We start from the raw sequence: 22,989 nt of genomic DNA, 5'->3' as shown, positions 1-22,989 counted from the left end.
GTCACCGCGAGTGGCACCGGAGTACGGGCGCACTCGGCTCCCGCGACGCCGACTCGATCCGGACGACGGTTGCTGGTGCCCGTGCCCGGCGCTGCTCTCCGCACGCCGGGCGAGCCGCCACGGCTTCCCGGCGCGGCCGCGGGGCCGCCCGGGCCCGTCTCTTCGTTTGTCACGCGCCCATGGTCACGGAGCGCGGGTCGAAGCCGAACGGAAGCTCCAGCCGGTGACCGCGCATCAGCGCGTCGTCGGAGAGCAGTTCGCCGGTCCTCCCGTCGGCCGCGATGACGCCCTCGCTGAGGATCAGGGCGCGGGGGCACAGTTCGAGGGCGTACGGCAGGTCGTGCGTGACCATCAGCACCGTCACGTCCAACGAGCGCAGGATGTCGGCGAGTTCGCGCCGGGAGGCGGGGTCAAGGTTGGAGGAGGGCTCGTCCAAAACGAGGATCTCCGGCTCCATCGCGAGCACCGTGGCGACGGCCACCCGGCGGCGCTGGCCGAAGGAGAGGTGGTGCGGCGGACGGTCGGCGAAGGACTCCATGCCGACCCGCTCCAGCGCCGTACGAACCCGCGCCTCCAGTTCCTCCCCGCGCAGGCCCGCCGCGGCGGGCCCGAAGGCCACGTCCTCGCGCACGGTCGGCATGAAGAGCTGGTCGTCGGGGTCCTGGAAGACGATGCCGACCTTGCGCCGGATCTCCGCCATGTGCTTCTTGCCGACGGGGAGTCCGGCGACCGTCACGGTCCCGGCGCCGCCGCTCAGGATGCCGTTGAGGTGCAGCACGAGGGTGGTCTTGCCGGCGCCGTTCGGCCCGAGCAGCGCCACCCGCTCGCCGCGCCCGATGGTGAAGTCGACGCCGAACAGGGCCTGGTGGCCGTCGGGGTAGGCGAAGGCCAGCCCGGCCACGTCCAGCGAGGGCGGCGTCACGGCGGTGGGGGTCACGGGGTCCATCCAGACGGGGTCACAGGGTCCATCCCAGCAGACAGACGACGAGGGCGGCGAGGGGGAGGGTGAGGGCGTACGTCCACTGGGCCCGGGACGCGGTCACCTCGTCGATCACCGGCATGGAGCCGGCGTATCCGCGGCTCACCATGGCCAGGTGCACGCGCTCCCCGCGTTCGTAGGAGCGGATGAAGAGCGCGCCGGCCGACTTGGCGAGGACGCCCCACTGCCGGACGCCGCGGGCCTCGAACCCGCGTGACTCGCGCGCGATGCGCATCCGCCGCATCTCGTCCGTGATGACGTCGCCGTAGCGGATCATGAAGGACGCGATCTGCACGAGCAGCGGCGGCAGCTTCAGGCGCTGGAGTCCGAGGAGCAGTTCGCGCAACTCGGTGGTGGAGGCGAGGAGTACGGAGGCGGCGACGCCGAGGGTGCCCTTGGCGAGGACGTTCCAGGCGCCCCAGAGGCCGTTGACGCTCAGGGACAGGCCGAGCACGTCCACGCGCTCGCCCTCGGCCACGAACGGCATGAGCACCGCGAAGGCGACGAACGGGACCTCGATCAGCAGCCGCTTGAGGAGGAAGGGCGCCGGGACGCGGGCCTGGTGGGCGACGCCGGCGAGGAGCACCGCGTAGAGCGCGAACGCCCACATCGCCTCGCGCGGGGTGGAGACCACGACGACCACGAAGCCGAAGGCCGCCGCGAGCTTGGTGTGCGGGGGCAGGGCGTGCACGGCGGAGTGCCCGTGCCGGTAGAGCTTGTGGGCGTGGCCCGCCCCCATCTCAGACGCCCTCGGGGAGGGAGACGGGCGAGGCGTCGGCCGTACGCCGCCTGCGGACCGCCCAGAAGACGCCGCTGCCCGCGACGACGGTGGCGCCGACGCCGATCACGCCCGCGAGGCCGCCGGAGATCCGGGCGTCGGAGACGTCCTTGACGCCGTAGTCGGCCAGTGGGGAGCCGGAGGCGGCGTGCTCCTCCGCCTTCTTGTCGATGCCCTGGTCGTGGGCGACCTTCTCCAGTCCGTCGGGGCTGGCGGAGGCGTAGAAGCTGACGAACCCGGCGAGGACGAGGGAGGCGGCCAGGCCCGCGGCCCACACCCCGCGCCGGGAGGTCCGGGCGGCCACCGGGACGGCGACGGTGCCGGGGGCGTCGACCAGTTCCCCGTTCACGCGCAGCTTCAGGCGCTGCCGCAGGCCCCGCGCGCCGTACACGAGGTCCGGCCGTACGGCGATCACGGCGCCGACCGTGAGCGCGGTGATCGCGGCCTCGCCGAGGCCGATGAGGACGTGGACGCCGATCATGGCGGTGGCGACCTTGGTGATCGACACGTCCGTGGTGCCGCCCAGGGCGTAGAGGAAGGTGAAGGCGACGGCGGCGCCCGGTACGGAGATCAGCGCGGCGACGAAGGCGGAGGCGGTGAGGGAGCGGCGCCCGCGCGGGAGCACCTTCACCAGTCCCCGGAAGACGGCGTAGGACAGCACCGTCGTGACGATCGCCATGTCGGTGATGTTCACGCCGAGCGCGGTCAGGCCGCCGTCCGCGAAGAGGATGCCCTGCATCAGCAGCACGACGGAGACGCACAGCACCCCGGTGAAGGGGCCGACGAGTATCGCCGCCAGGGCGCCGCCGAGCAGATGCCCGCTGGTCCCGGCGGCGACCGGGAAGTTCAGCATCTGTACGGCGAAGATGAAGGCGGCGACGAGTCCGGCGAGCGGCGCGGTCTTCTCGTCCAGTTCGCGGCGGGCCCCCTTGAGGCTCACGGCGATGGCACCGGCGGCGATGACGCCGGTGACCGCGGAGACCGGGGCGTTGATGAATCCGTCAGGCACATGCACCGTACGAGGATAGCGCCTTGTTGCGAACGCCTTGCAAGAGCGGCCCCACATGAATAGTCCCGGCGACCGAGCACCACCATGAGGTGATTTTGGGAAAATATGGGACATTGGATGAGGAGCGGACGCATAGCTTCCGCTCGGGTCACGCTGCGTAAGGAGCCGTCCGATGTCCGTCGTCGAGCAGTACGCGCGAGTCCACATCGTCACGGAGTCCCAGGAAGGCGAGAATGCCGTCCCGGTCGCCCTGCGCTACGACCCCGAGATCGACCCCCGCGCCGTCCGGATCGCCCTGCCCGGCCCTCACGAGTGGACGTTCCCCCGCGAACTGCTGGAACGCGGCCTGCGCACCCCCGTCCGCAGCGGCGACGTGGAGATATGGCCCTGCGGCCGGGTCCAGGCGATCATGGAGTTCCACTCCCCCAAGGGAACGGCGGTCGTCCAGTTCGACGCGAAGACCCTCATCCGCTTCCTCCGCCGGACGTACCTGGCGGTACCGGTGGCGCCGGTGGCGCATTGAGGTGACCTGAGCAACGCCTCGCCTCACACCCCGGCCACGTACGCCACGAACACCGTCCAGGCGTTGACCTCCACGGCCAGGCGCGGGCCGCGGGGGTCCTTGGAGTCACGGACGTGGACCGTCGGCGGGGCGGTGGCTATCTCGACGCAGTCGTTCGGGTTGTTGCTGTCGCTGTAGCTGCTCTTGATCCACGTCGGCCCGGAGCTGGACCCGGCCGTCGGCTCACGTCTCATGTCCCTCCCGGCAGTCGCACGTCAGGTCACCGTGCCGCGAAGACGCCGGCCGCGGACTGGGCGGACGTCACGTACGCCACGAACTCCGTCCACGCGCCGGCTTCCACGGCCAGGCGCGGGCCGCCCGGGTTCTTGGAGTCACGGACGTGGATCGTCGGCGGGGCGGCGGCCATCTCGACGCACTCACTGCTGTTGCTGCTGTCGCTGTAGCTGCTTCTGATCCACAGCAACCCGGAGACGGTCTCGGCAGTGGTCCCAAGTGTCATGTCTCTCCCAGCACTTGCTCGATGAAGGCCGTCGACTCCCGGGGCGTGAGAGCCTGAGCCCGGATCATGCCATGGCGCAGCTCCAGGATCCGAAGCTGCCTTGGTTCGCACACCGCACGGCCGTTGAACGCCCCCTCGGAGCGCCCCACCGCCGAGCCGTCCTCGAACTTCAGCACCTGGGTCTCGCCCTGCATACCCGCGTGCTCCTCGCGGTCCGTGGGCATCACCTGAATGGTGACGTTCCTCAACTGCGCCACTTCAAGCAGGCGTTCGAGTTGGCGGCGCATCACCATTCTCCCCCCGAGAGGCCGCCGCAGCGTCACCTCTTCCTGAACGAAGACGAGAGCCGGAGCGGGGTCACGGTCGAAGATGGCCTGTCGTGCCATCCGTGCCGCCACCGCTCGCTCGACCTCGTCAGGGGCATACGCGGGCTGACGCATCTCGAAGAGGGCACGGGCGTAAAGCTCCGTCTGCAGAAGGCCATGCAGGTTGTGGTCACCGTAGGCGACAAGCTCCACCGCCCGCTCCTCCAGCATCTTCAGCTCCCGCACCTTCTTCGGGTACCGGGCCTTCTCCATGTCCTCGCGGAACGCGCGGATGCGGCCCCCCGCGTTCAGGACCTCGTCCGCCCTGTCCAGGAACTCGGCGCGGGGGATGCGCGCCCCGCGCTCCACCTTGCGGACCAGGTCCTCGCCGTAGCCGACGGCCTCCCCGAAGTCGGCGACCCGCAGCCCCGCAGCCTCGCGCCAGAGTCTGATCTGGCGCCCCGTCGCCTCCACCACCGGAGCGATCTCGTCCTCCGGTCCGACATCCCACCCGGGCTCGTCCGCACCCTCGCCGCTCATGTGCACCCCCTTCCAACGCTCAGCCGTACCCGAACCGCACTCGGGACACCCCGGACAGAGTGGGACAGCGGCCGGACAGTCCCCGTACGTACCGGCGTGATCCCCGCTCGGCGCGGGCCGCGTCGGCCACGCTGAGTGACGTGAATCAAGAGACCCGTGGGCCGCGGCCCCAAGTCGCCCATCCCCTGCGCAATTTCAGCGTCCTGCTGTCCCCGACCCCTCGTGGCGCCCGCCTGGCCCGCCTGCTCGCGGTGGAGCAACTGCGCTGCTGGGAGCTGCCGTCGGCGACGACGGCCCACCTCGTGGCGGAGCTGGCCGCCAACGCCGTGACGCACGGCCGGGTGCCGGGGCGGGACTTCCGGCTGACGCTCTACGTCGTCGGCGACACCCTCCGCGTCGAGGTGACGGACACGCGCGGTGACCGGCTGCCCGCCCTCCCGCGCGACGTGCTCCCGGAGTCCGCGTCGGGCCGGGGGCTGCTGCTCGTGGACGCCCTCGCCGACCGCTGGGGCGTGTCCTCGGGGCCGCCGCCGCGCAAAACGGTCTGGGCGGAGGTGCGGATTCCCCCCTGGACCCCGGAGAGCGGGGAACCGGCAGCCTCCTGCACCCCGGAAAGCGGCGTACCGACGGCCTCCTGCACCCCGGAGAGCCGGGTACCGGCGCCGCAGAGCGACGTCCCCCCGAACCGCGCCGGCCGCCGGTGAGGGCACCCCTGCGGGGGCCTCACCGGCGGCCGGCGAGAGGGCGAAGGGCCGGGTCAGACCCGTACGAGCTCACGGTCCCCGTCGTCGTCCTTCGGGCCGTCGGTGTCGTGGGCGCGCAGCCCCTCGCCCTCGACGTCGACGTTCGGGATCGCCCGGTCCAGCCACTTCGGCAGCCACCAGGCCCGCTTGCCCAGCAGGGCGAGCACCGCGGGGACGATCGCCATGCGGACCACGAACGCGTCGAAGAAGACGGCGATGGCGAGGCCGAAGCCGATCATCTTGATCATGGACTCGCTGGAGCCGATGAAGCCGGAGAAAACGGCGATCATGATGACGGCCGCGGCGGTGACCACCCGGGCGCCGTGCCGGAAGCCGGTCACGATGGCCTGGCCGGGCCGCTCCCCGTGGACGTACGCCTCCCGCATCCGGGTCACGAGGAACACCTCGTAGTCCATCGCGAGGCCGAAGACCACGCCGACCATGAAGATCGGCATCATCGACATGATCGGGCCGGTCTCCTCGACGCCGATCAGTCCGGCCAGCCAGCCCCACTGGAAGACCGCGACGACGGCGCCGAGCGCGGCCATCACCGACAGCAGGAAGCCGAGGGCCGCCTTCAGCGGGACCAGGATCGAGCGGAACACCACGATCAGCAGGAGGAAGGCGAGGCCGACCACGAGCGCCAGGTACGGGACCAGGGCGTCGTTGAGCTTCTGCGAGAAGTCGATGTTCATGGCCGTGGAGCCGGTGACCAGGACGGTCGCGCCGGAGTCGGCCTTGATGCCGGCGCCCGCGTCGCGGATCTCGTGGACCAGGTCCTCGGTGCGCACCGAGGACGGCTTGGAGTCCGGGACGACGCTGATCATGGCCGTGTCGCCGGCCTTGTTGAAGGTCGCCGGGGAGACGGAGACGACGTCGTCGAGCTTCTCGACGGTGTCGGACACCGTCGCGACGGCGTCCTTCGGGTCGTCGGCGGCCTTGGCGTCGACGACGACCATCAGCGGGCCGTTGAAGCCGGGCCCGAAGCCCTCGGACAGCAGGTCGTAGGCGCGGCGCTGGGTGGTGGACGTCGGCTGCGAGCCGTCGTCCGGCAGGCCCAGTTCCAGCGAGGCCGCGGGGACGGCGGCGGCACCGAGGCCGATGACGCCGAGGAGGAGGACGGCGAGGGGACGGCGTACCACGAAGCGCGCCCAGCGGGTGCCCATGTTGGGCCGTCCCCCGGTGGCGGCCTCCCGCGCCTTCTTCCGGCCGCCGCCGAGCAGCCGGCTCTTCTGTCCGGCCGGCTGCACCTTGCGGCCGGCGTAGCCGAGCAGCGCGGGGATCATCGTGAGGGCGATGAGGACGGCGATGGCGACCGTGCCGGCCGCGGCGACGCCCATCTTGGTCAGCATCGGGATGTTGACGACGGCGAGGCCCACGAGGGCGATGACGACGGTGAGACCGGCGAAGACGACGGCCGAGCCCGCCGTGCCGACGGCCCGTCCGGCCGCCTCCTCGCGCTCCCGGCCCTCGGCCAGCTCGGCCCGGTAGCGGGAGACGATGAACAGGGCGTAGTCGATGCCGACGGCGAGGCCGATCATCATCGCGAGGGTGGAGGTGGTGGAGCCGAGGTCGAGCGCCTTCGCGAGGGCGGTGATCGTGGAGACGCCGATGCCGACGCCGATCAGCGCGGTCAGCAGCGGCAGCCCGGCCGCGATCAGCGAACCGAAGGTGATCACGAGGACGACGGCGGCGATCGCGATGCCGATGATCTCGGTGGACCCGGTCTCGGGCACGGCCTGGAGGGCGTCGCCGCCGATCTCGACGGTGAGCCCGGAGGCCCGCGCGTCCTGAGCGGCCTCCTTCAGGGCGTCCTTGGAGACCTCCTTCAGCTCCATGCCGGAGACCTCGTACGACACCTGCGCGTACGCGACGGTGCCGTCCTTGCTGATGGTCTTCGCCTTGAAGGGGTCGGTGACGGAGGTGACCTCGGAGCCGTTGCCGAGCTCCTCGACGGTCTTCTTCACGGCGGCCTTGTTCGGCGCGTCCGCCATCTTCCCGCCGTCGGGCGCCTTGAAGACGACGCGTGCGGTCGCTCCGTCGGCGCTCATACCGGGGAAACGGTTCTCCAGCAGGTCGAAGGCTTTCTGCGCCTCGGTGCCCGGGATCGAGAAGGAGCTGGAGCCCGCGGTGGGCGCCGAGGCTGCCCCGGCGCCGGCGAGCGTGAGCAGGGCCACCCAGATCAGGGCGACGAAGTGCCGTCGCCGGAAGGCGAGTCGGCCGAGTTTGTAGAGGAACGTGGCCACGAAGGCGTACTCCCGGTCAGGTCGTGGACGGCAGGGGGCTGGTGCGCTCACCCGGTGGGGCACGGGGAACGGCAGGGATGATCAGCCCGACGACGTGAGCGGTCGCGTCAGGTGGGACAGGGACTCAACGGGGATCGAGGGGAGGGTCAGGCGCCGAGAGCGGGGAGGACCACGGCGTCGATGTACGAGGTGAGGAAGGCCTGCGTGGGTGGCAGTTCGTCGATCATGGTGCGGGCCGCGAAGGCGCCGATCATCATGTGCATCACGTACTCCATGGCGGGGTTGTCCGCCCGGATCTCGCCGCGCTCGACGGCACGCCGCAGCACGCTGCGCATCTCTTCCCGCTCGGGTTCGACGAGGTACTCACGGAAGGCCGTGAGGAGCTCGGGGTTCCCGTGCGCCGCCATCGCCAGACCCCGCATGAGCGCGGAGTCCTGCTCCATCTGGCAGTCGTCGTGCCGGGAGGCCAGGGCGTGGAAGTCGCCCCGCAGGGACCCCGTGTCCAGGTCGGTGAGTCTGAGCCGCTTGTGGTGCCGCATCGCCCGCACGACCAGCTCGGCCTTGCCGCCCCACTGACGGTAGAGGGTGGCCTTGCTGGACCGGGTCCTGGCGGCGACGGCGTCCATGGTCAGGGCGTCGTAACCGACCTCGCGGAGCAGGTCGAGCACGGCCCCGTACAGCTCGGCCTCGCGCTCGGGCGTGATGCGACTGCGACGCACCGTTGCGGCCTCAGTCATCCCACTCACCTCTCCACACTCGAACGACACCGTTCCGTACGCCTCACGACGTCCGTACGCCACCGAACATACCCCTCCGGGCAGCGAAACGAAACCGTTTCGTACGTGTCATCGGTCACGACCGTACGCGGAGGCACCCGACTTGCCGCTACCCCGCCGTCGGCAAAGCATGGGGAGGTGAGCGACGAGCACGAGAAGGCGACCGCCGACGAGAGCGCCCCCGGCTATCTGCGATGCCCGCATCTGAGCGGCGACCTGCTGTGCTTCGCCGCCGAGGACGACCTGTGGGTCGCCCCCCTCGACGGGGCCGGACGCGCCTGGCGCCTCACCGTCGACCGCACCAAGGTCGGCCACCCCCGCTTCTCCCCCGACGGCCGCCACATCGCGTACACGAGCTGGCGCAGTCTCGTGCCGGAGATCCATCTCGCGCCCGTCGACGGCGGCCCCGGCCGGCGGCTCACCTACTGGGGCAGCGCGGACACCCAGGTCTGCGGCTGGGCACCGCCCGACAAGGACGGGAACTGCCACATCCTCGCCGTCGCCTCGCACGGCCAGCCCTTCTCCTACTTCACCTGGGCCTACAGCGTCCCCACCGACGGCGACCCCGGCGGCCGGCTGCCCTGGGGCCCGGTCTCCGACATCCAGGTCGCCGACATCGAGGGCGAGCGCAGAACCCTCCTGCTCACCGGCACGCCGCCGCACGAGCCCGCCGCCTGGAAGCGCTACCGGGGCGGGGCGACGGGGCGGCTGTGGCTGCACGGACGGCAGCTCCTCGCCGGCCTGGAAGGACACCTGCACTCCCCGATGTTCGTCGGCGGGCGCGTCGCCTTCCTCTCCGACCACGAGGGGATCGGCAACCTCTACTCCTGCGCGTACGACGGTTCCGACCTGCGCCGGCACACCGACCACGACGCCTTCTACGCCCGGCACGCGGCGAGCGACGGCAGCCGGGTCGTCTACCAGTGCGCGGGCGACCTGTGGATCGTCGACGACCTCGCCGCCGACTCGGTGCCGCGCCGGATCGACGTCCGCCTCGGCGGCCCGCGCGCCGGGCGGCGCCGCTACCAGGTGCCCGCGGCCCAGCACGTCGACGGCATCTCCGTGGACGAGACGGGCCGCGCCAGCGCCGTCGTCGTACGCGGCTCCCTGTACTGGCTCACCCACCGCGACGGCCCCGCGCGCACCATCACCGACACCCCCGGCGTACGCGTCCGGCTCCCCGAGATGCTCGGCTCGGGCGGCCAGGTCGCCTACGTCACCGACGCGGACGGCGAGGACGCCGTCGAGATCGCCCATCTGCCGCGCGCCACCGGCGACCGCGCACCGCGCCGGCCCGCCGCCGGTGACCTCGGCCGCGTCCTGGAGCTGGTGTCGGACCCGCGGGGCGAGCGCCTCGCCGTCGCCTCGCACGACGGGCGGGTCCTGCTGATCGACGCGACGGAGGAGCCTACGGAGGACGGGATCGCCGAGGGCGCGGCCGCCGAGGACACGACCGGAGAGGTCGACGGGGAGGCGGCGCCCAAGGGTGCCGGGGAGACGCTCGCCCCGGGGCGGGCGGTGGAGCTGATCCGGTCCGGCAACGGGCCCGTGCGGGACCTGGCGTTCTCGCCGGACGGGAGCTGGCTGACGTGGTCGCACCCGGGCATCGGGCGGTCGCTGCGGCAGATCAAGATGGCCCGCATCAAGGACGGCCTGGTCGTCGACGTCACCAACGGCCGCTTCGAGGACGAGAACCCGGTGTTCACCCGGGACGGCCGCTATCTGGCGTTCCTCTCGTGGCGCGGCTTCGACCCGGTCTACGACGTGCACACCGGTGACCTGTCCTTCCCGCTGGGCTGCCGCCCCTACCTCGTGCCCCTCTCCTCGGCGACCCCCTCCCCCTTCGCGCTCAACCCGGACGGGCGGCCGGTCGCCGGCGGCCTCGACCCGGTCGACGACGGACCTGACGACGGCGGCACGACGACCGTCGAGACCGAGGGCCTGGAGAGCCGGGTGACGCCCTTCCCGGTGACCGCCTCCAAGTACTCGGCGCTGTACCCGGTGGCGGGCGGCGGCCTGGTCTGGCTGCGCTGGCCGATCTCCGGGGCGCTCGGCGAGACCTTCGCCAACCCCGACGACACGACCGGCCGCCCCACCCTGGAGTACTTCAGCATCGCCAAGGCGAAGAAGTCCGAACTCGTCGGCCACCTGGACTTCTTCGCGGTCAGCGGCGACGGCAGCCGGCTCGTGGTGGCCGACGAGGGCGATCTGCGGGCCGTCCCGTCCACCGAGTCCGGCGACGGCGACTCGACGGTCTGGATCGACCTGCGCCGCATCCTGCACGAGGTCGACCCGCCCGCCGAGTGGCGCCAGGCGTACGCGGAGGCCGGCCGCCTGATCCGCGCCTACTTCTGGGACCCCGACATGTGCGGGATCGACTGGGACGCGGTCCTCGCGCAGTACCGCCCGCTGGTCGAACGGGTCGCCTCCCCCGACGAGTTCGCCGACCTGCTGCGCGAGGTGCTGGGCGAACTCGCCACCTCGCACGCCTACGTCTCCGCCGCCCGCCGCAACGAGGGCCCGCCCCACTACCAGCGCCGGCAGGGCCTGCTCGGCGCCAACTTCGTGAACCGGGAAGGCCGGTGGACCCTGAAGCGGATCCTGCCCGGCGACTCCTCCGACTCCAAGGCCCGATCCCCGCTGGCCGGTTCGGGCATCCGCGAGGGCGCGGTACTCACCCACGTGGACGGCCGCCCCGTGGACCCCGTCACGGGCCCCTACCCGCTGCTCGCGGGAGCGGGCGGTACGACGGTGGAGCTGACGTTCACCCCGGCGGAGGGCGGGGGCCGCTCCCGCCGGGTGGCCGTGGTGCCGCTGACCGACGAACGGCCGCTGCGCTACCAGGACTGGGTGGCCAAGCGCCGTGAGGTGGTGCGCGAGCTGAGCGGCGGCCGCTGCGGCTACCTGCACATCCCCGACATGGGCGGCTCGGGCTGGGCCCAGTTCAACCGCGACCTGCGCATGGAGGTGTCACGCCCCGCGCTCATCGTCGACGTGCGCGGCAACGCGGGCGGCCACATCAGCGAGCTGGTCGTGGAGACGCTGACCCGACGGATCCTGGGCTGGGACCTCACCCGCGACGCCCAGCCGGTCTCGTACGCGTCGAACGCGCCGCGCGGCCCGGTGGTCGCCCTCGCGGACGAGGCCACCGCCTCCGACGGCGACATGATCACGGCGGCGTTCAAGCTGCTGAAGCTGGGGCCGGTGGTCGGCCAGCGCACCTGGGGCGGGGTCGTCGGCATGACCGGCCGGCACCAGCTCGGCGACGGCACGGTCATCACGGTCCCGATGAACGCGGCCTGGTTCGACGCCTACGGCTGGTCGGTCGAGAACCACGGCGTCTCCCCCGACCTGGAGATCCTGCGGACCCCGCTGGACTGGGCCGAGGGCCGCCACGCCCAGCTCGACGACGCCGTCCAGCTGGCCCTGGAGCTGCTGTCCACCCACCCCGCCGCCGCCCCGCCCGACCTCTCGGACGTCCCCGACCTCGCCCGGCCCCCACTGCCCCCGCGCACGACGAGCTGAACGGCACTACGGGCACGACGGGTGGCACGGCGCGCGGAGATCCGGCGCCACGGAGACCCGGCGCACTGCGGCACTGCGGCACTGCGGCTGTCCGGCTGTCCGGCTGTCCGGCTGTCCGGCTGTCCGGCTGTCCGGCTGTCCGGCTGTCCGGCTGTCCGGCTGTCCGGCGAACGGCGGCCGGAGGCGCGGGGCACGCCGAAAGGGTGCCCCCCTAGCGGAGGGCACCCCGTTCCGGCCAAGGCCGGGCGCAGCGAGTCAGGCGTCGTAGTCCTGGTCGAGGCGGTCACGCGCGTCGCGCTGAGCGTGCTCGGCACCCTGCTGGGCCCGCTCACGCTCCTGCGAGGAGCGCTCGCCCGCCTCGTCCTGCCGCTCGCCGAACTTCTTCTTCGCCTGCTGCTGCAGCTGCTCGGACTTGTCCTGGAACTGGTCCTTCATGCCCATGGAATTCACTCCCGTGGTGGGTGAGGGGATCGGGGCTCGACCAGAGTTGCACGGACGGTCACACCCCGCATGTCGACCGGTCACGCACCGTGAGCAGGGGCCCGGCGAGGGGTCCGCGCGCTCACGGGGACGGGGTCCGGCGCTCCGTCTCGTCCGCCGCGCCGCCCGCGCCCACGAGCCCCTTGGCGACCCCGGTCAGCCGCGGCTCGAAGCGCCGCATCTCCCGTTGCCCCACGGCCCCGATGAGCGCCGGGAGGTAGCCGCGGATGCCCTGCATGCCCCGCAACCACCACTGCGCGTACACATGGCTCGACCGCCGCTCGATCCCGGCGACGATCCGGTCGACCGCCGGACCCAGCGGGTACGTCTTGTTCGAGGGCCACGGCAGCCGCTGGCGCAGCTCGCGCATCACGTCGTCCTGGTCGGCGCCCCGCACCATGTCCGTGTCGGTCCAGGAGAGGTAACCCACCCCGACGCGTACGCCCTTGTAGCCGACCTCGGCGCGCAGGCTGTGCGCGTACGCCTCGACGCCCGACTTGGACGCGCAGTACGCGGACATCATGGGGGCCGGAGTGATCGCGGCCAGGGAGGCGATCTGGAGCAGGTAGCCGCGGCTCTCCATCAGCACCGGCAGGAAGGCGCGGGCGGTCACGGCCGAGCCGATCAGGTTGACCTCGATGACGCGCCGCCAGGCGACCGGGTCGGAGTCGACGAACGGGCCGCCGCTGGCGACACCGGCGTTGGCGACGACGATGTCGACCTTGCCGAAGCGCTGCTTGACCTCCTGGGCGACCCGCGCCATCGCCTCGTGGTCGGTGACGTCCGCGTACCAGTGGTCGCTCTCGCTGTGCAGCCGCTCGGAGACCTGCTTGAGCTCGTCCGCCTCCAGGCCGACGAGCGCGACCTTGGCGCCGCGCGCGGAGAGCTTGCGGGCGAGGAGTTCCCCGACGCCCCGCGCGGCTCCCGTGACGACCGCGACCTGTCCTTCCAGGCTCGCCCTGCTCATGCGCCCGCCTCCTTCAACTCGTCGTGACCGAGCGGCTGTTCCTGCCGCAGGGGCTGTGCGTATGTGGTGACGAGACCGCGGATCCTGGCGGTGACCAGCTCCGGCGCCTCGATGGGGGTCATGTGGCCCACTCCGGGCAGTTCGGTGACGCCGACGCACTGGGGCAGCGCCGCCACCAGGGACCTCGCGTGCACGGCGGGCGTCAGCCGGTCCGCCGACCCCACCAGGACCTCGGTCGGCACCCGCAACTCCCGTACGCAGTGGTCGAGATCGAGCAGGTCGAGCACCTGCGACCAGGAGTGGCGCACCCGGCGCGGACACGCGTGCACGATCCGCGCGCACGCCTCCACCATCACCGGGGACGAACCGGCGCCCATGGTCCCGTACTTGAGGATCCGCCGCGCGACCGGCGACACCGGCCCGAGCGGCGCCCGCGAGCCGAGCACCGACTTGGTGAGCCGGGTGCGCAGCCGGCCGGCGCGCATCGGGATCACCAGGGACTCCGCGACCAGCCGCGAACTGCCGGTGCTGCACAGCAGCACGGCCGCCGCGTGCTCCCGGAAGGCGGCCCGCCCGGACGCCGCCATCAGCGCCATCCCGCCCATGGAGTGCCCGGCGAACACGGCCTTCTCGCCGGGCGCGAGCGTCGCCCGGATCACCGCCTCCAGGTCGTCCGCGAGCCCGTCGGTGCTGCACGCGGGGCTCGCCGGGCTGCGTCCGTGCCCGCGCTGGTCGTACGCGATCACCTTGTGGTCCACCGCGAGGTCGCGTATCTGCGCCGCCCAGAAGGCGGTCGAGCAGGTCCAGCCGTGCGCGAGGACGACCGCGGGCGCGCCCTCGGGTCCGTGCACCTCGACGTGCAGCCGGGCGCCGTCGGCGGAGTCCACCGTCAGCACCCGCGCGGGCACGGGAGGCGCGTAGGGGCCGTTGGCCGCGTGCGTGATCCGGCTCATGCCCGGGCCTCCGCCTTCTCCTGCGCCGGGGGCCCGGCGACGGGCGCCCGCAGCACCTCGTACTCGGCGAGGTCCACGCGCCGGGTGGCGCTGCGGAACTCGGTCGTCGTGCCGGGCCAGATGGTGGTGTTGCGGCCGTTGGCGTCGAGGTACCAGCTGTTGCAGCCGCCGGTGTTCCAGACGGTGCGCCGCATCCGCTCCTGGACCCGGTGGTTCCAGGCGTCGACCGCGGCGGGGCGGGCGTCGAGCGCCACCCGGCCGCCGAGCACGTCCAACTGCCGTACGTAGTCGGCCAGGTAGTTCAGCTGGGACTCGATCATCAGGATCATGCTGGAGTTCCCGAGGCCGGTGTTGGGGCCGATGATCGTCATCCAGTTGGGGAAGCCGGCGGCGGTGGCGCCGCGCAGCGACTGCATGCCGTCCTTCCAGGTGTCGGCGAGCGTCCGGCCGTCCGCGCCGACGACCCGCTCGGCGATCGGCATGTCCGTGACGTGGAACCCGGTGCCGAAGACGATCGCGTCGGCCTCGGTCGTGGTGCCGTCGGCGGCCACCAGGGTGGAGCCCTCGATCCGGGCGAGGCCCGAGGCGACGACGTCGACATTGGGCCGGGCGAGCGCCGGGTAGTAGGTGTTGGAGAGCAGGATGCGCTTGCAGCCGATGCGGTAGTCCGGGGTCAGCTTGGCGCGCAGCTCCGGGTCCTTGATCGCGCGGGCGATGTTCCGCTTGGCGAGCTTCTCCACCAGGCCCAGCTCCTCGGGCCGCTTGGTGAAGGCCTGGACCTGAAGCTCCCGGATGCCCCACAGCAGTCCGCGCCGGGCCTTGGTGGTGAACGGCAGCCGCCGGTGCAGCCAGCGCTCGGCTCCGCTGATGGCGCGGTCCATGCGCGGCATCACCCACGGCGGGGTGCGCTGGAAGAGGGTCAGCTTCCCCACCTCGGGCTGGATCGCGGGCACGATCTGGATGGCCGAGGCGCCGGTGCCGATCATGGCGACGCGCTTGCCGCGCAGGTCGTAGTCGTGGTCCCAGCGGGCCGAGTGGAAGACCTTGCCGGGGAAGGTGTCGATGCCGGGCACGTCCGGGATCTTCGGGTCGGAGAGCGGTCCGGTGGCGGAGACGACGAGGTCGGCGGTGAGGGTGCCGCTCGCGGTCTCGATCTCCCAGTGCAGCTTCTCGTCGTCCCAGCGCATCACCTTGACCTCGGAGTCGAAGCGCAGGTGCGGGCGCAGGCCGAAGAGGTCGGTGACGTGCTCCAGGTAGGCGTGAATGTGGTCCTGGCCGGAGAAGGTGCGCGGCCAGTCCGGGTTGGGGGCGAAGGAGAACGAGTAGAGATGGGACGGCACGTCGCAGGCGCAGCCGGGGTAGCTGTTGTCCCGCCAGGTGCCGCCGACGCCGCTCGCCCGCTCCAGGACGACGAAGTCGGTCACGCCCTCGCGGCGCAGCCGCACGGCGGCTCCCAGACCTCCGAACCCGGAGCCGACCACCGCCACCCGTACATGCTCGTGCTCGGTCATCCCGACGCCTCCCTGCTCCGCACGACTCTGCCAGTGAACACTGGCGCAATGGGGAGACTAGAGGAGCTTCGTACTCATGGGTAGGGGTCTGCGCCGGGAAAGTTACCCCGGGTACGACGTAGGGTGCCGACGTGGCCGACGGATCAGGAGAACGGAGCCCAGGGGTGCGGACGCAGGCGCAGGCGGGCGCGTCCGAGCCGGGCAGGCGCGAGTACCGCATGGAGGAACTGGCCGAGGCGGCCGGCATCACCGTGCGCACCCTGCGCTTCTACCGCGAGCGCAAGCTGATCCCGCCACCCCGGCGGGAGGGCCGTATCGCCTGGTACGACGAGAGCCACCTGGCCCGGCTGCGCACCATCTCGGCGCTGCTGGAGCGCGGCCACACCCTGAACGGCATCGCGGAACTGGCCGAGGCCTTCGACCACGGCCGGGACGTCGGCGAACTGCTGGGCCTCGGCGAACCCAGCGAGGAGACGCCGGTCCGCCTCTCCCCCGAGGAACTGGCCGACGTCTTCGCGGGCCAGGCCACCCCGGAGAACCTGGCCGCCGCGCTCGACCTCGGCTACCTGGGCACCGACGGCACGGAGATCGTGCACATCAGCAGGCGGCTCCTGGACGTGTCGGCGGCCCTGGTCCGCGAGGGCATCCCGCTCGCGGACGTACTGGCCGCCGCCGGGCGCGTCCGCGAGCACACCGAGGCGCTCGCCGCGCTCTTCACCGACCTCGTCCTCACCGAGGACCGCACGCCCGAGGACCTCGGGCGCCTGCGCCCGCTGGCGAAGAGCGTGGTCGAGGCGGAACTGTCCATGGCCCTGGACCGCCGCCTGCGGCACCCCGGCCCCACACCCTGACCCCCGCCGGACACCGGCCGGGGACCCCCGCCGGGCCGCGACACGTGCGCAGTCCTGGCGCGCGGGCCCCGCCGGGCCGGTCCGCCTACAGGTCGTAGACCACGGTCACGGGGGCGTGGTCCGACCACCGCTCCTCGTGGGTCGTTGCTCGCTCCACGTACCCCTTGACGGCCTTGCCCGCCAGCCCGGGCGTGGCGACCTGGAGGTCGATCCGCCAGCCCGTGTCGTTGTCGAAGGCCCGCCCGCGGTAGGACCACCACGTGTAGGGCCCCTCGACGCCGGGGTGCAGCGCGCGCATCACGTCGACGTACCCGGCGCCCTCGCCGAGGACCTGTCCGAGCCACTCCCGCTCCTCGGGCAGGAAGCCGGAGCTCTTGCGGTTGCCGCGCCAGTTCTTGAGGTCGGCCTCCTGGTGGGCGATGTTCCAGTCGCCGCACACGACGACCTCGCGCCCGTCGGCGGCGGCCCGCTCGCGCAGGCCCTTCAGGTACCGGAGGAATTCCTCCATGAACCGGATCTTCTCGTCCTGCCGCTCGGTCCCGACCTCACCGGAGGGCAGATAGAGGCTGGCCACGGTGACACCGGGCAGGTCGGCCTCGACGTAGCGGCCGCTCGCGTCGAACTCGGCCGACCCGAAGCCGACCCGGACGCGGTCGGGCTCGCGCCGGGTGTAGAGGGACACACCGGCGCGCCCCTTGGCGGCGGCGGGCGCGTGCACCACGTGCCACCCCTCGGGCCCCCGTACGGCGTCCGGGAGCTGCGCCGGTTCGGCCCGCACCTCCTGGAGGCACACGACGTCGGCGGAGGTTCCGGCGAGCCACTCCACGAAGCCCTTCCTGGCGGCGGCCCGGAGCCCGTTCACGTTGGCGGTGGTAACAGTCAGCACCCGCGAACGATACTTAATCCGGAGCTCCCGTCCGGCGCATAGATGTACGATGCACCGTATGAATATCCGTCCGGTCCCCTACGACCATCCCGACGCCGTCAAGCTCAACGACCAGGTGCAGCTCGAATACGCCGAGCGCTACGGGGACGGGGGCGACGCCACCCCGCTCGCCCCGACGATGTTCCGGCCGCCGCTCGGCCTGTACCTCGTCGCGTACGACGAGCGCGACCGGCCGGTGGCCACCGGCGGCTGGCGGACCCAGGACGAGAACGACGAGGGCTACTCGGACGGGGACGCCGAGCTGAAGCGGATGTACGTGGTCCCGGAGGCGCGCGGCCTCGGTCTCGCCCGGCGCATCCTGTCGGCCCTGGAGGACGACGCCCGCGCGGCCGGCCGCACCCGGATGGTCCTGGAGACCGGCACGAAGCAGCCGGAGGCCATCGCCCTGTACACCTCCAGCGGCTACGAGCCCTGCGCCAAGTTCGGCCTCTACCGCCACGAGCCGCTGAGCCGCTGCTTCGCGAAGCCGCTGTAGCCCGGAACACGCGAGAACCCCGCCGGACGGATCCGACGGGGTTCTCAATTGCAGTGGACCTGAGGGGATTCGAACCCCTGGCCCCCTCGATGCGAACGAGGTGCGCTACCGGACTGCGCCACAGGCCCTTGCAACGAGTGAAACTCTAGCATCCCCGTCTGGGTGCTTGGAAATCCGTTCCTGGCTGGTCACCAGGGCCCCGGACGGCCGCCCCTCGTCACTCGTTGGCCGCGCGCGGCCGGTCCCCGTCCTCGTACTGGTCGAAGAGCGGGGTGCGCCCCCGTTCACGGGCCCGGCGGGCGGACGCGGCCCGCCGGGCGTCGCAGCGGCCGTCGTCGTCGGCGGTCTCCGGCCGCTCCTCGGCGGCGGGTTCCGCCTCCGGCGCACTCGGCTCCGCGGCGCTGGACCGCGCCGAGCTCCAAGCGTCGGGCGCCCCGAGGTCGACGCTGGGCGTGGCCCGCGGGGCGACCGGAGCGGTGACGTAGGTGGGGAGCGGGACCGGTACCGGGTCCCAGCTGTCGCCGTGTCCCGGCCGGCGCTGGCGCTCGCGCTGCTGGTCGACCCACTCGGCGTGGTCGGTCTGCTCGACCAGCGCCCGGCGGTCGGCGGCGAGCGCGGACAGGCCGGGGTCGGCCTCCGGCTCGGGCGACTCGTCGGGCTCCTCGGCACCCGGGTCCAGGGCGGGCCGCCGCCGGGGCTGCCGCTCACGCAGCCGCTGCGCCGCCACCTCGGCCCGCTGCCGGTCCATCACGTAGGTGAAGCGGCGCCGCTCCTGGGCGCGCAGGTAGGCGATGTACCCGCTCAGCAGCACCGCGGGCACACCGGGCGCCCACAGGAACGCCAGGCCGCCGACCGCCGCGACGATCGCGCCGAGGGTGAAGGCGAGGAAGAGCATGACGGTCGTACGCCGGCGGCGCGCGAGCACCTTCAGGCGCCGGGCGCGCGCTGCGGCCTCCGCCGAGGAGGCCGCCCGGCGCGCGGCCGGCACGGACTGCGCGACGGTCTCCGCGGGTTCGGGCGCCTCGGCGGCGGAGGTCTCGGGCGGGGCCGGGTGCCCGGACCGGGCGGTCTGCCGCGGCAGGGGTCTTCCGGCGTCGCGGGAGGCGGCCCGGCCGGCCGCGGATCTGTCGGCGGACGGCGCCGGCGTCTCGCGCCGCTCGGGGCTCTCGACCGGTACCCGGGCCTGTACCTGGGGACGCTCCTGCGCCTGCGCCTGCGCCCGGGGCCGCGGCGGTGCGACCGGCACCTGCGGCTCCGTCGGGGGCACGGCGAAGGCCCGGACGTCCACCGAGTCGGTGACACCTTCCGGTTCGGCGCTGAGCTCCTCCTCGTCGGCGGAGCGCGCCTGCAGGTCCTTGGCGTACCGGCGCTCCATCCCCGCCCGTCCGGACAGCAGCCGGATGGCGGTGCTGAAGCGTTCCGTCGGACGGGCCTCGTTCAGCTCGTCCTGCCTACGGAGCCACATCGGCACCAAGTAGGCGGCCCAGGCCCCGACAATGACTGCGTAGATGAGGCCGCTGCTGCTCACGCCTCACACGGTAGAGGGGTTTGCGTGAGGCCATCTGCCAATTGCGCCGGTGTGTCGCACGATCTGGCTGATATTTCGAGCTTTTTTTGTGACCGATGCGATCAGCAGCCCGCCGACACCGCCAAATTAACGCCCTCAGGTGATCGCGCGCCGATCAATTTCGAACACCTATTTCATTTATCGCCGCGATCGGGCTGTGAACCGGCCACCACCGCATTCACAGCGTCACGCGGAGCGGCGCGGGGCGTTCGTCACTGGTCTCCCGGGGTGCTCTGCCGAGGTCCGTGCGCACGTCGGCGCTGCCAGCGGGCGAGCAGGCCCTCCGGCGCCTCCTCGGCGGTGAGCGCGAAGACGAGATGGTCGCGCCAGGCCCCGTCGATGTGGAGATAACGCGGCCGGAGTCCTTCCTCGCGGAATCCGAGTTTCTCCACGACTCTGCGGCTCGGCCCGTTCTCCGGGCGAATACAGACTTCCAGGCGGTGCAGTCCGACCGTGCGGAAGCAGTGGTCGGTCGCCAGCGCGACGGCCGTCGGCATCACGCCCCGCCCGGCCACCGCCTCGTCCACCCAGTAGCCCACGTGCCCGGAGCACATCGAGCCCCAGGTGATCCCCGCGACCGTCAACTGCCCGACGAGGCGCCCCTGGTACTCGATGACGAACGGCAGCATCCGGCCCGCGTTGGCCTCGGCGCGCAGGTGCCGCACCATCTGCCGGTAGGTCGGCCGGTGCGCCATCGGGCCGCTCGGGGTGGGCGGCGGGATCGTCGCCTCCCAGGGCCGCAGCCAGTCGCGGTTGCGCCGGTTGACCTCGCGCCAGGCCCGCTGGTCGCGCAGCTTTATCGGCCGCAGGACGATGTCGCCCTCCCGCAGCTCGACGGGCCAGGATGGGCTGTTCAGCTCGCACCCCCACTGCCGCTGGGTCTCGGGTGGTCGCCGCCGCGGATCTGGTCGACGGCGTGGATCAGCAGCGGTTCCAGCACGGCCAGGCCGTCCCGGACCCCGCCGGTGGAACCCGGCAGGTTGACGATCAGCGTCCGTCCCGCGACACCCGCGAGACCCCGGGACAGGGCCGCCGTCGGCACCTTGTCCCGGCCGAACGCCCGGATGGCCTCCGCGATGCCCGGCACCTCCCGGTCGACGACGCGGCGGGTCGCCTCGGGCGTGCGGTCGGTCGGCGAGATGCCCGTGCCGCCGGTGGTGACGACGACGTCGTACCCGGCCTCGGCGGCGGTGCGCAGGGCGGCCTCGACGGGGTCCCCGTCCGGCACCACCCGCGGGCCGTCCACCCGGAAGCCGCACGCGGTGAGCGCCTCGGCGATCAGAGGGCCGCCCCGGTCCTCGTAGACCCCCGCGGCGGCGCGGTTGGAGGCGGTGACGACGAGCGCGCGGTAGGGCTGAGCGGTCATGCCCGGCTCCAGTCGCCCGACGCGCCGCCCGTCTTCGTCTCGACCCGTACGTCCGTGATGACCGCTCCCTTGTCGACCGCCTTGACCATGTCGATCACGGTGAGCGCCGCCACGCTGACCGCGGTGAGGGCCTCCATCTCGACCCCCGTGCGGTCCGTGGTCTTCACGGTGGCGAGGATCTCCACGGCGTCGTCCGCGACCGACAGGTCCAGCTTGACACCCGACACCGACAACGGGTGGCAGAGCGGGATCAGGTCGGGGGTGCGCTTGGCGCCCATGATGCCGGCGATGCGCGCGGTCGCGAGGGCGTCGCCCTTGGGGACCCCCTCGCCGCGCAGCAGCTCGACCACCCGGGGCGAGACCAGGACGCGGCCGCTGGCGCGGGCGGTGCGCGCGGTCACGTCCTTCCCGGATACGTCGACCATGCGGGCGGCGCCCGCCTCGTCGATGTGCGTCAGTCGGTCCTGCGTACTCATCTGCTGTGGCGCTCCCGGTAAGGGCCCCTCGCGGTGCGGCGCGCGGCCTGTCGTGCGCGACACGGTACCGCCAACTCGGGGTGCGGAGCGGAACGGACCCTCCCGGGCCCGGCCCGCCGGACGGGGACGACCCGCCCGGCCCCGCCGGTTCAGCCCAGCAGGACGACCTCGACGTCGGCTCCGGGCTCGACCGAGGTCGTGTCCTCGGGGACGACGATCAGCGCGTCCGCGTGCGCCAGGGCGGCCACCAGGTGCGATCCGGCGCCGCCGACGGGCCTCACCTTCCCGTCCGCGTGCGTCGCGCGCAGGAACTGCCGGCGGCCCGCCGGGGACGTCAGCGCCTTGTCCGTGTCGAGGGCGGCCCGGGTGGTGGGCCGGTGCAGGTCGTCGAGGCCCATCAGGGCGCGGATCGCCGGGCGGGCGAACAGCTCGAAGGAGACGTACGACGAGACCGGGTTGCCCGGCAGCGCGAGCAGCGGCGTGTGGTCGGGGCCGATGGAGCCGAAGCCCTGGGGCTTGCCGGGCTGCATGGCGAGCTTGCGGAAGTCGATGCCGGCGCCCTCCTCGTCCTCGTCGGCGACGGAGGACAGCGCCTCCTTGACGACGTCGTAGGCGCCGACGCTGACACCGCCCGTGGTCACCACCAGGTCCGCCCGGATGAGCTGGTCCTCGATGGTGGAGCGGAGCGTCTCGGCGTCGTCGGCGACCGCGCCGACCCGGTAGGCGATCGCTCCGGCGTCCCGGGCCGCGGCGCACAGGGCGAAGCTGTTGGAGTCGTAGATCTGGCCGCTGCCGAGCTGCTCGTCGGGCTGGACCAGTTCGCTGCCGGTGGACATGACGACCACGCGGGGGCGCGGGCGCACGCGCACCGTGCCGCGGCCGATCGCGGCGAGCAGGGCGATCTGCGGCGGGCCGAGGATCGTGCCGGCCTCCAGGGCGCGGTCGCCTGCCTTCACGTCGCTGCCCTTGGCGCGCACGTGCGCGCGGGCCGTCGCCGGGCGGTGGACGCGGACCTGGCCGGTGGCACCCTCGGGTGCCGAACTGTGAGCGCGCATCCCGACGACGGCGCCCTCGCCCAGTCCGCCGTCGGTCCACTCCACCGGGACGACCGCCTCCGCGCCGGGCGGCAGGGGGGCGCCGGTCATGATGCGGGCGGCCTCGCCGGGGCCCACGTAGGGCAGTTCGGCGAGGCCCGCGGCCACGTCGCCGACGACCGTCAGGGCGGCCGGGAACTCCTCGCTCGCGCCCGCGACATCGGCGACCCGGACCGCGTACCCGTCCATCGAGCTGTTGTCGAAAGGCGGCAGCGAGACCGGCACCGTGACGTCCTCGACCAGGACGCAGCCCTGGGCGTCGAGCAGTTGCAGCTCGATGGGTTCCAGGGGGCGGACGGTCGCGAGGATGTCCTCCAGGTGCTCGGACACCGACCAGAGGCGGTCCTGGCCGGTGGCGCGGGTCGCGGCGCTGCTCACGT

Annotated in this window: 23 protein-coding genes and 1 tRNA gene; 5 read left to right on the top strand and 19 right to left on the bottom strand. The window is 72.7% G+C overall.

Annotation, left to right across the window (positions count from 1 at the left end; all coding sequences use genetic code 11):
- Positions 1–169 precede the first annotated feature (169 nt).
- From ACWGIS_RS01000 to ACWGIS_RS00990, 3 genes are read right to left on the bottom strand one after another with little or no spacing between them, the layout of a single operon-like run.
- On the bottom strand, positions 170–946 hold the full coding sequence (locus tag ACWGIS_RS01000) for an energy-coupling factor ABC transporter ATP-binding protein (RefSeq protein ID WP_453360286.1): 777 nt from the start codon (positions 944–946) through the stop codon (positions 170–172).
- A 10-nt stretch (positions 947–956) separates the two neighbouring features.
- Entirely contained in the window at positions 957–1,718 is a 762-nt protein-coding gene (gene cbiQ, locus ACWGIS_RS00995; RefSeq protein WP_453360285.1) for a cobalt ECF transporter T component CbiQ, read from the bottom strand.
- Position 1,719: 1 nt separating this feature from the next.
- Positions 1,720–2,772 (bottom strand): energy-coupling factor ABC transporter permease, encoded by a 1,053-nt coding sequence (locus ACWGIS_RS00990; protein ID WP_453360284.1) that lies wholly within the window; start codon positions 2,770–2,772, stop codon positions 1,720–1,722.
- Between the two features lie 166 nt (positions 2,773–2,938).
- On the opposite strand from ACWGIS_RS00990, the gene ACWGIS_RS00985 reads away from it, so the two are divergent.
- Complete coding sequence (locus ACWGIS_RS00985; RefSeq protein ID WP_453360283.1) at positions 2,939–3,289, top strand: SsgA family sporulation/cell division regulator; 351 nt, start codon at positions 2,939–2,941, stop codon at positions 3,287–3,289.
- Between the two features lie 23 nt (positions 3,290–3,312).
- On the opposite strand, the gene ACWGIS_RS00980 is transcribed toward ACWGIS_RS00985, so the two are convergent.
- The 3 genes from ACWGIS_RS00980 to ACWGIS_RS00970 are packed head-to-tail and all read right to left on the bottom strand — an operon-like array spanning position 3,313 to position 4,633.
- Entirely contained in the window at positions 3,313–3,522 is a 210-nt protein-coding gene (locus tag ACWGIS_RS00980) for a DUF397 domain-containing protein (protein ID WP_453360282.1), read from the bottom strand.
- Positions 3,523–3,548: 26 nt separating this feature from the next.
- On the bottom strand, positions 3,549–3,788 hold the full coding sequence (locus tag ACWGIS_RS00975; protein ID WP_453360281.1) for a DUF397 domain-containing protein: 240 nt from the start codon (positions 3,786–3,788) through the stop codon (positions 3,549–3,551).
- Positions 3,785–4,633, bottom strand: coding sequence for a helix-turn-helix domain-containing protein (locus ACWGIS_RS00970; RefSeq protein ID WP_453360280.1), 849 nt, complete (start codon positions 4,631–4,633; stop codon positions 3,785–3,787). The genes ACWGIS_RS00975 and ACWGIS_RS00970 overlap by 4 nt, the downstream gene beginning before the upstream one ends.
- Positions 4,634–4,773: 140 nt before the next feature.
- Between ACWGIS_RS00970 and ACWGIS_RS00965 the strand changes: the two genes are divergently transcribed.
- On the top strand, positions 4,774–5,337 hold the full coding sequence (locus ACWGIS_RS00965) for an ATP-binding protein (protein WP_453360279.1): 564 nt from the start codon (positions 4,774–4,776) through the stop codon (positions 5,335–5,337).
- A gap of 53 nt (positions 5,338–5,390) precedes the next feature.
- On the opposite strand, the gene ACWGIS_RS00960 is transcribed toward ACWGIS_RS00965, so the two are convergent.
- On the bottom strand, positions 5,391–7,622 hold the full coding sequence (locus ACWGIS_RS00960; protein WP_453360278.1) for an MMPL family transporter: 2,232 nt from the start codon (positions 7,620–7,622) through the stop codon (positions 5,391–5,393).
- Between the two features lie 146 nt (positions 7,623–7,768).
- Positions 7,769–8,359: a TetR/AcrR family transcriptional regulator gene (locus ACWGIS_RS00955; RefSeq protein ID WP_453360277.1), complete on the bottom strand. Its 591-nt coding sequence runs from the start codon at positions 8,357–8,359 to the stop codon at positions 7,769–7,771.
- A 177-nt stretch (positions 8,360–8,536) separates the two neighbouring features.
- Here ACWGIS_RS00955 and ACWGIS_RS00950 point away from each other — a divergent pair, with 177 nt between their 5' ends.
- Positions 8,537–11,923, top strand: a complete 3,387-nt coding sequence (locus tag ACWGIS_RS00950) for a S41 family peptidase (protein ID WP_453360276.1) — start codon at positions 8,537–8,539, stop codon at positions 11,921–11,923.
- Positions 11,924–12,178: 255 nt separating this feature from the next.
- On the opposite strand, the gene ACWGIS_RS00945 is transcribed toward ACWGIS_RS00950, so the two are convergent.
- The 4 genes from ACWGIS_RS00945 to ACWGIS_RS00930 all read right to left on the bottom strand — a co-directional run bounded on the left by ACWGIS_RS00945 (position 12,179) and on the right by ACWGIS_RS00930 (position 15,834).
- On the bottom strand, positions 12,179–12,364 hold the full coding sequence (locus ACWGIS_RS00945; RefSeq protein WP_453360275.1) for a hypothetical protein: 186 nt from the start codon (positions 12,362–12,364) through the stop codon (positions 12,179–12,181).
- Between the two features lie 121 nt (positions 12,365–12,485).
- A complete protein-coding gene (locus ACWGIS_RS00940; RefSeq protein ID WP_453360274.1) occupies positions 12,486–13,370 on the bottom strand; it encodes an SDR family oxidoreductase in 885 nt (294 codons plus the stop codon).
- On the bottom strand, positions 13,367–14,323 hold the full coding sequence (locus ACWGIS_RS00935) for an alpha/beta fold hydrolase (RefSeq protein ID WP_453360273.1): 957 nt from the start codon (positions 14,321–14,323) through the stop codon (positions 13,367–13,369). Before ACWGIS_RS00935 ends, ACWGIS_RS00940 begins: the two co-directional genes overlap by 4 nt.
- On the bottom strand, positions 14,320–15,834 hold the full coding sequence (locus ACWGIS_RS00930; protein WP_453360272.1) for a flavin-containing monooxygenase: 1,515 nt from the start codon (positions 15,832–15,834) through the stop codon (positions 14,320–14,322). The genes ACWGIS_RS00935 and ACWGIS_RS00930 overlap by 4 nt, the downstream gene beginning before the upstream one ends.
- Positions 15,835–16,052: 218 nt before the next feature.
- Here ACWGIS_RS00930 and ACWGIS_RS00925 point away from each other — a divergent pair, with 218 nt between their 5' ends.
- Positions 16,053–16,685 carry a MerR family transcriptional regulator gene (locus tag ACWGIS_RS00925; RefSeq protein ID WP_453360413.1) on the top strand — a complete coding sequence of 211 codons (633 nt, stop codon included), beginning with the start codon at positions 16,053–16,055 and terminating at the stop codon, positions 16,683–16,685.
- 85 nt (positions 16,686–16,770) lie between these two features.
- Here the strand turns inward: ACWGIS_RS00925 and ACWGIS_RS00920 are convergent, their stop codons facing one another.
- Positions 16,771–17,571: an exodeoxyribonuclease III gene (locus ACWGIS_RS00920; RefSeq protein ID WP_453360271.1), complete on the bottom strand. Its 801-nt coding sequence runs from the start codon at positions 17,569–17,571 to the stop codon at positions 16,771–16,773.
- Between the two features lie 58 nt (positions 17,572–17,629).
- On the opposite strand from ACWGIS_RS00920, the gene ACWGIS_RS00915 reads away from it, so the two are divergent.
- Entirely contained in the window at positions 17,630–18,106 is a 477-nt protein-coding gene (locus tag ACWGIS_RS00915) for a GNAT family N-acetyltransferase (RefSeq protein WP_453360270.1), read from the top strand.
- Between the two features lie 54 nt (positions 18,107–18,160).
- Here ACWGIS_RS00915 and ACWGIS_RS00910 read toward each other — a convergent pair.
- The 6 genes from ACWGIS_RS00910 to glp form a co-directional block, all read right to left on the bottom strand.
- A tRNA-Ala gene (locus tag ACWGIS_RS00910) sits at positions 18,161–18,234 on the bottom strand.
- 89 nt (positions 18,235–18,323) lie between these two features.
- Entirely contained in the window at positions 18,324–19,634 is a 1,311-nt protein-coding gene (locus ACWGIS_RS00905) for a hypothetical protein (protein ID WP_453360269.1), read from the bottom strand.
- 251 nt (positions 19,635–19,885) lie between these two features.
- Positions 19,886–20,530 (bottom strand): GNAT family N-acetyltransferase, encoded by a 645-nt coding sequence (locus ACWGIS_RS00900; RefSeq protein ID WP_453360412.1) that lies wholly within the window; start codon positions 20,528–20,530, stop codon positions 19,886–19,888.
- The gene (locus tag ACWGIS_RS00895) at positions 20,527–21,039 is read right to left on the bottom strand and encodes a MogA/MoaB family molybdenum cofactor biosynthesis protein (protein WP_453360268.1); all 513 of its coding nucleotides are present in this window, start codon (positions 21,037–21,039) and stop codon (positions 20,527–20,529) included. The genes ACWGIS_RS00900 and ACWGIS_RS00895 overlap by 4 nt, the downstream gene beginning before the upstream one ends.
- Positions 21,036–21,515, bottom strand: coding sequence for a cyclic pyranopterin monophosphate synthase MoaC (gene moaC / locus ACWGIS_RS00890; RefSeq protein ID WP_453360267.1), 480 nt, complete (start codon positions 21,513–21,515; stop codon positions 21,036–21,038). The genes ACWGIS_RS00895 and moaC overlap by 4 nt, the downstream gene beginning before the upstream one ends.
- 149 nt (positions 21,516–21,664) lie before the next feature.
- The gene (gene glp, locus ACWGIS_RS00885) at positions 21,665–22,987 is read right to left on the bottom strand and encodes a molybdotransferase-like divisome protein Glp (RefSeq protein WP_453360266.1); all 1,323 of its coding nucleotides are present in this window, start codon (positions 22,985–22,987) and stop codon (positions 21,665–21,667) included.
- Positions 22,988–22,989 lie beyond the last annotated feature (2 nt).

The organism is Streptomyces sp. NPDC054842, assembly GCF_053611025.1.
This window is presented reverse-complemented; position numbering and strand designations above follow the sequence as displayed.

What these genes read in the sequence shown, in the direction of transcription:
- ACWGIS_RS01000 (WP_453360286.1), bottom strand. Translation starts at nt 946, where the DNA reads ATGGACCCCGTGACCCCCACCGCCGTGACGCCGCCCTCGCTGGACGTG.
- cbiQ (WP_453360285.1), bottom strand. Translation starts at nt 1,718, where the DNA reads ATGGGGGCGGGCCACGCCCACAAGCTCTACCGGCACGGGCACTCCGCC.
- ACWGIS_RS00985 (WP_453360283.1), top strand. Translation starts at nt 2,939, where the DNA reads ATGTCCGTCGTCGAGCAGTACGCGCGAGTCCACATCGTCACGGAGTCC.
- ACWGIS_RS00980 (WP_453360282.1), bottom strand. Translation starts at nt 3,522, where the DNA reads ATGAGACGTGAGCCGACGGCCGGGTCCAGCTCCGGGCCGACGTGGATC.
- ACWGIS_RS00975 (WP_453360281.1), bottom strand. Translation starts at nt 3,788, where the DNA reads ATGACACTTGGGACCACTGCCGAGACCGTCTCCGGGTTGCTGTGGATC.
- ACWGIS_RS00970 (WP_453360280.1), bottom strand. Translation starts at nt 4,633, where the DNA reads ATGAGCGGCGAGGGTGCGGACGAGCCCGGGTGGGATGTCGGACCGGAG.
- ACWGIS_RS00955 (WP_453360277.1), bottom strand. Translation starts at nt 8,359, where the DNA reads ATGACTGAGGCCGCAACGGTGCGTCGCAGTCGCATCACGCCCGAGCGC.
- ACWGIS_RS00945 (WP_453360275.1), bottom strand. Translation starts at nt 12,364, where the DNA reads ATGGGCATGAAGGACCAGTTCCAGGACAAGTCCGAGCAGCTGCAGCAG.
- ACWGIS_RS00940 (WP_453360274.1), bottom strand. Translation starts at nt 13,370, where the DNA reads ATGAGCAGGGCGAGCCTGGAAGGACAGGTCGCGGTCGTCACGGGAGCC.
- ACWGIS_RS00935 (WP_453360273.1), bottom strand. Translation starts at nt 14,323, where the DNA reads ATGAGCCGGATCACGCACGCGGCCAACGGCCCCTACGCGCCTCCCGTG.
- ACWGIS_RS00930 (WP_453360272.1), bottom strand. Translation starts at nt 15,834, where the DNA reads ATGACCGAGCACGAGCATGTACGGGTGGCGGTGGTCGGCTCCGGGTTC.
- ACWGIS_RS00925 (WP_453360413.1), top strand. Translation starts at nt 16,053, where the DNA reads ATGGAGGAACTGGCCGAGGCGGCCGGCATCACCGTGCGCACCCTGCGC.
- ACWGIS_RS00915 (WP_453360270.1), top strand. Translation starts at nt 17,630, where the DNA reads ATGAATATCCGTCCGGTCCCCTACGACCATCCCGACGCCGTCAAGCTC.
- ACWGIS_RS00895 (WP_453360268.1), bottom strand. Translation starts at nt 21,039, where the DNA reads ATGACCGCTCAGCCCTACCGCGCGCTCGTCGTCACCGCCTCCAACCGC.
- moaC (WP_453360267.1), bottom strand. Translation starts at nt 21,515, where the DNA reads ATGAGTACGCAGGACCGACTGACGCACATCGACGAGGCGGGCGCCGCC.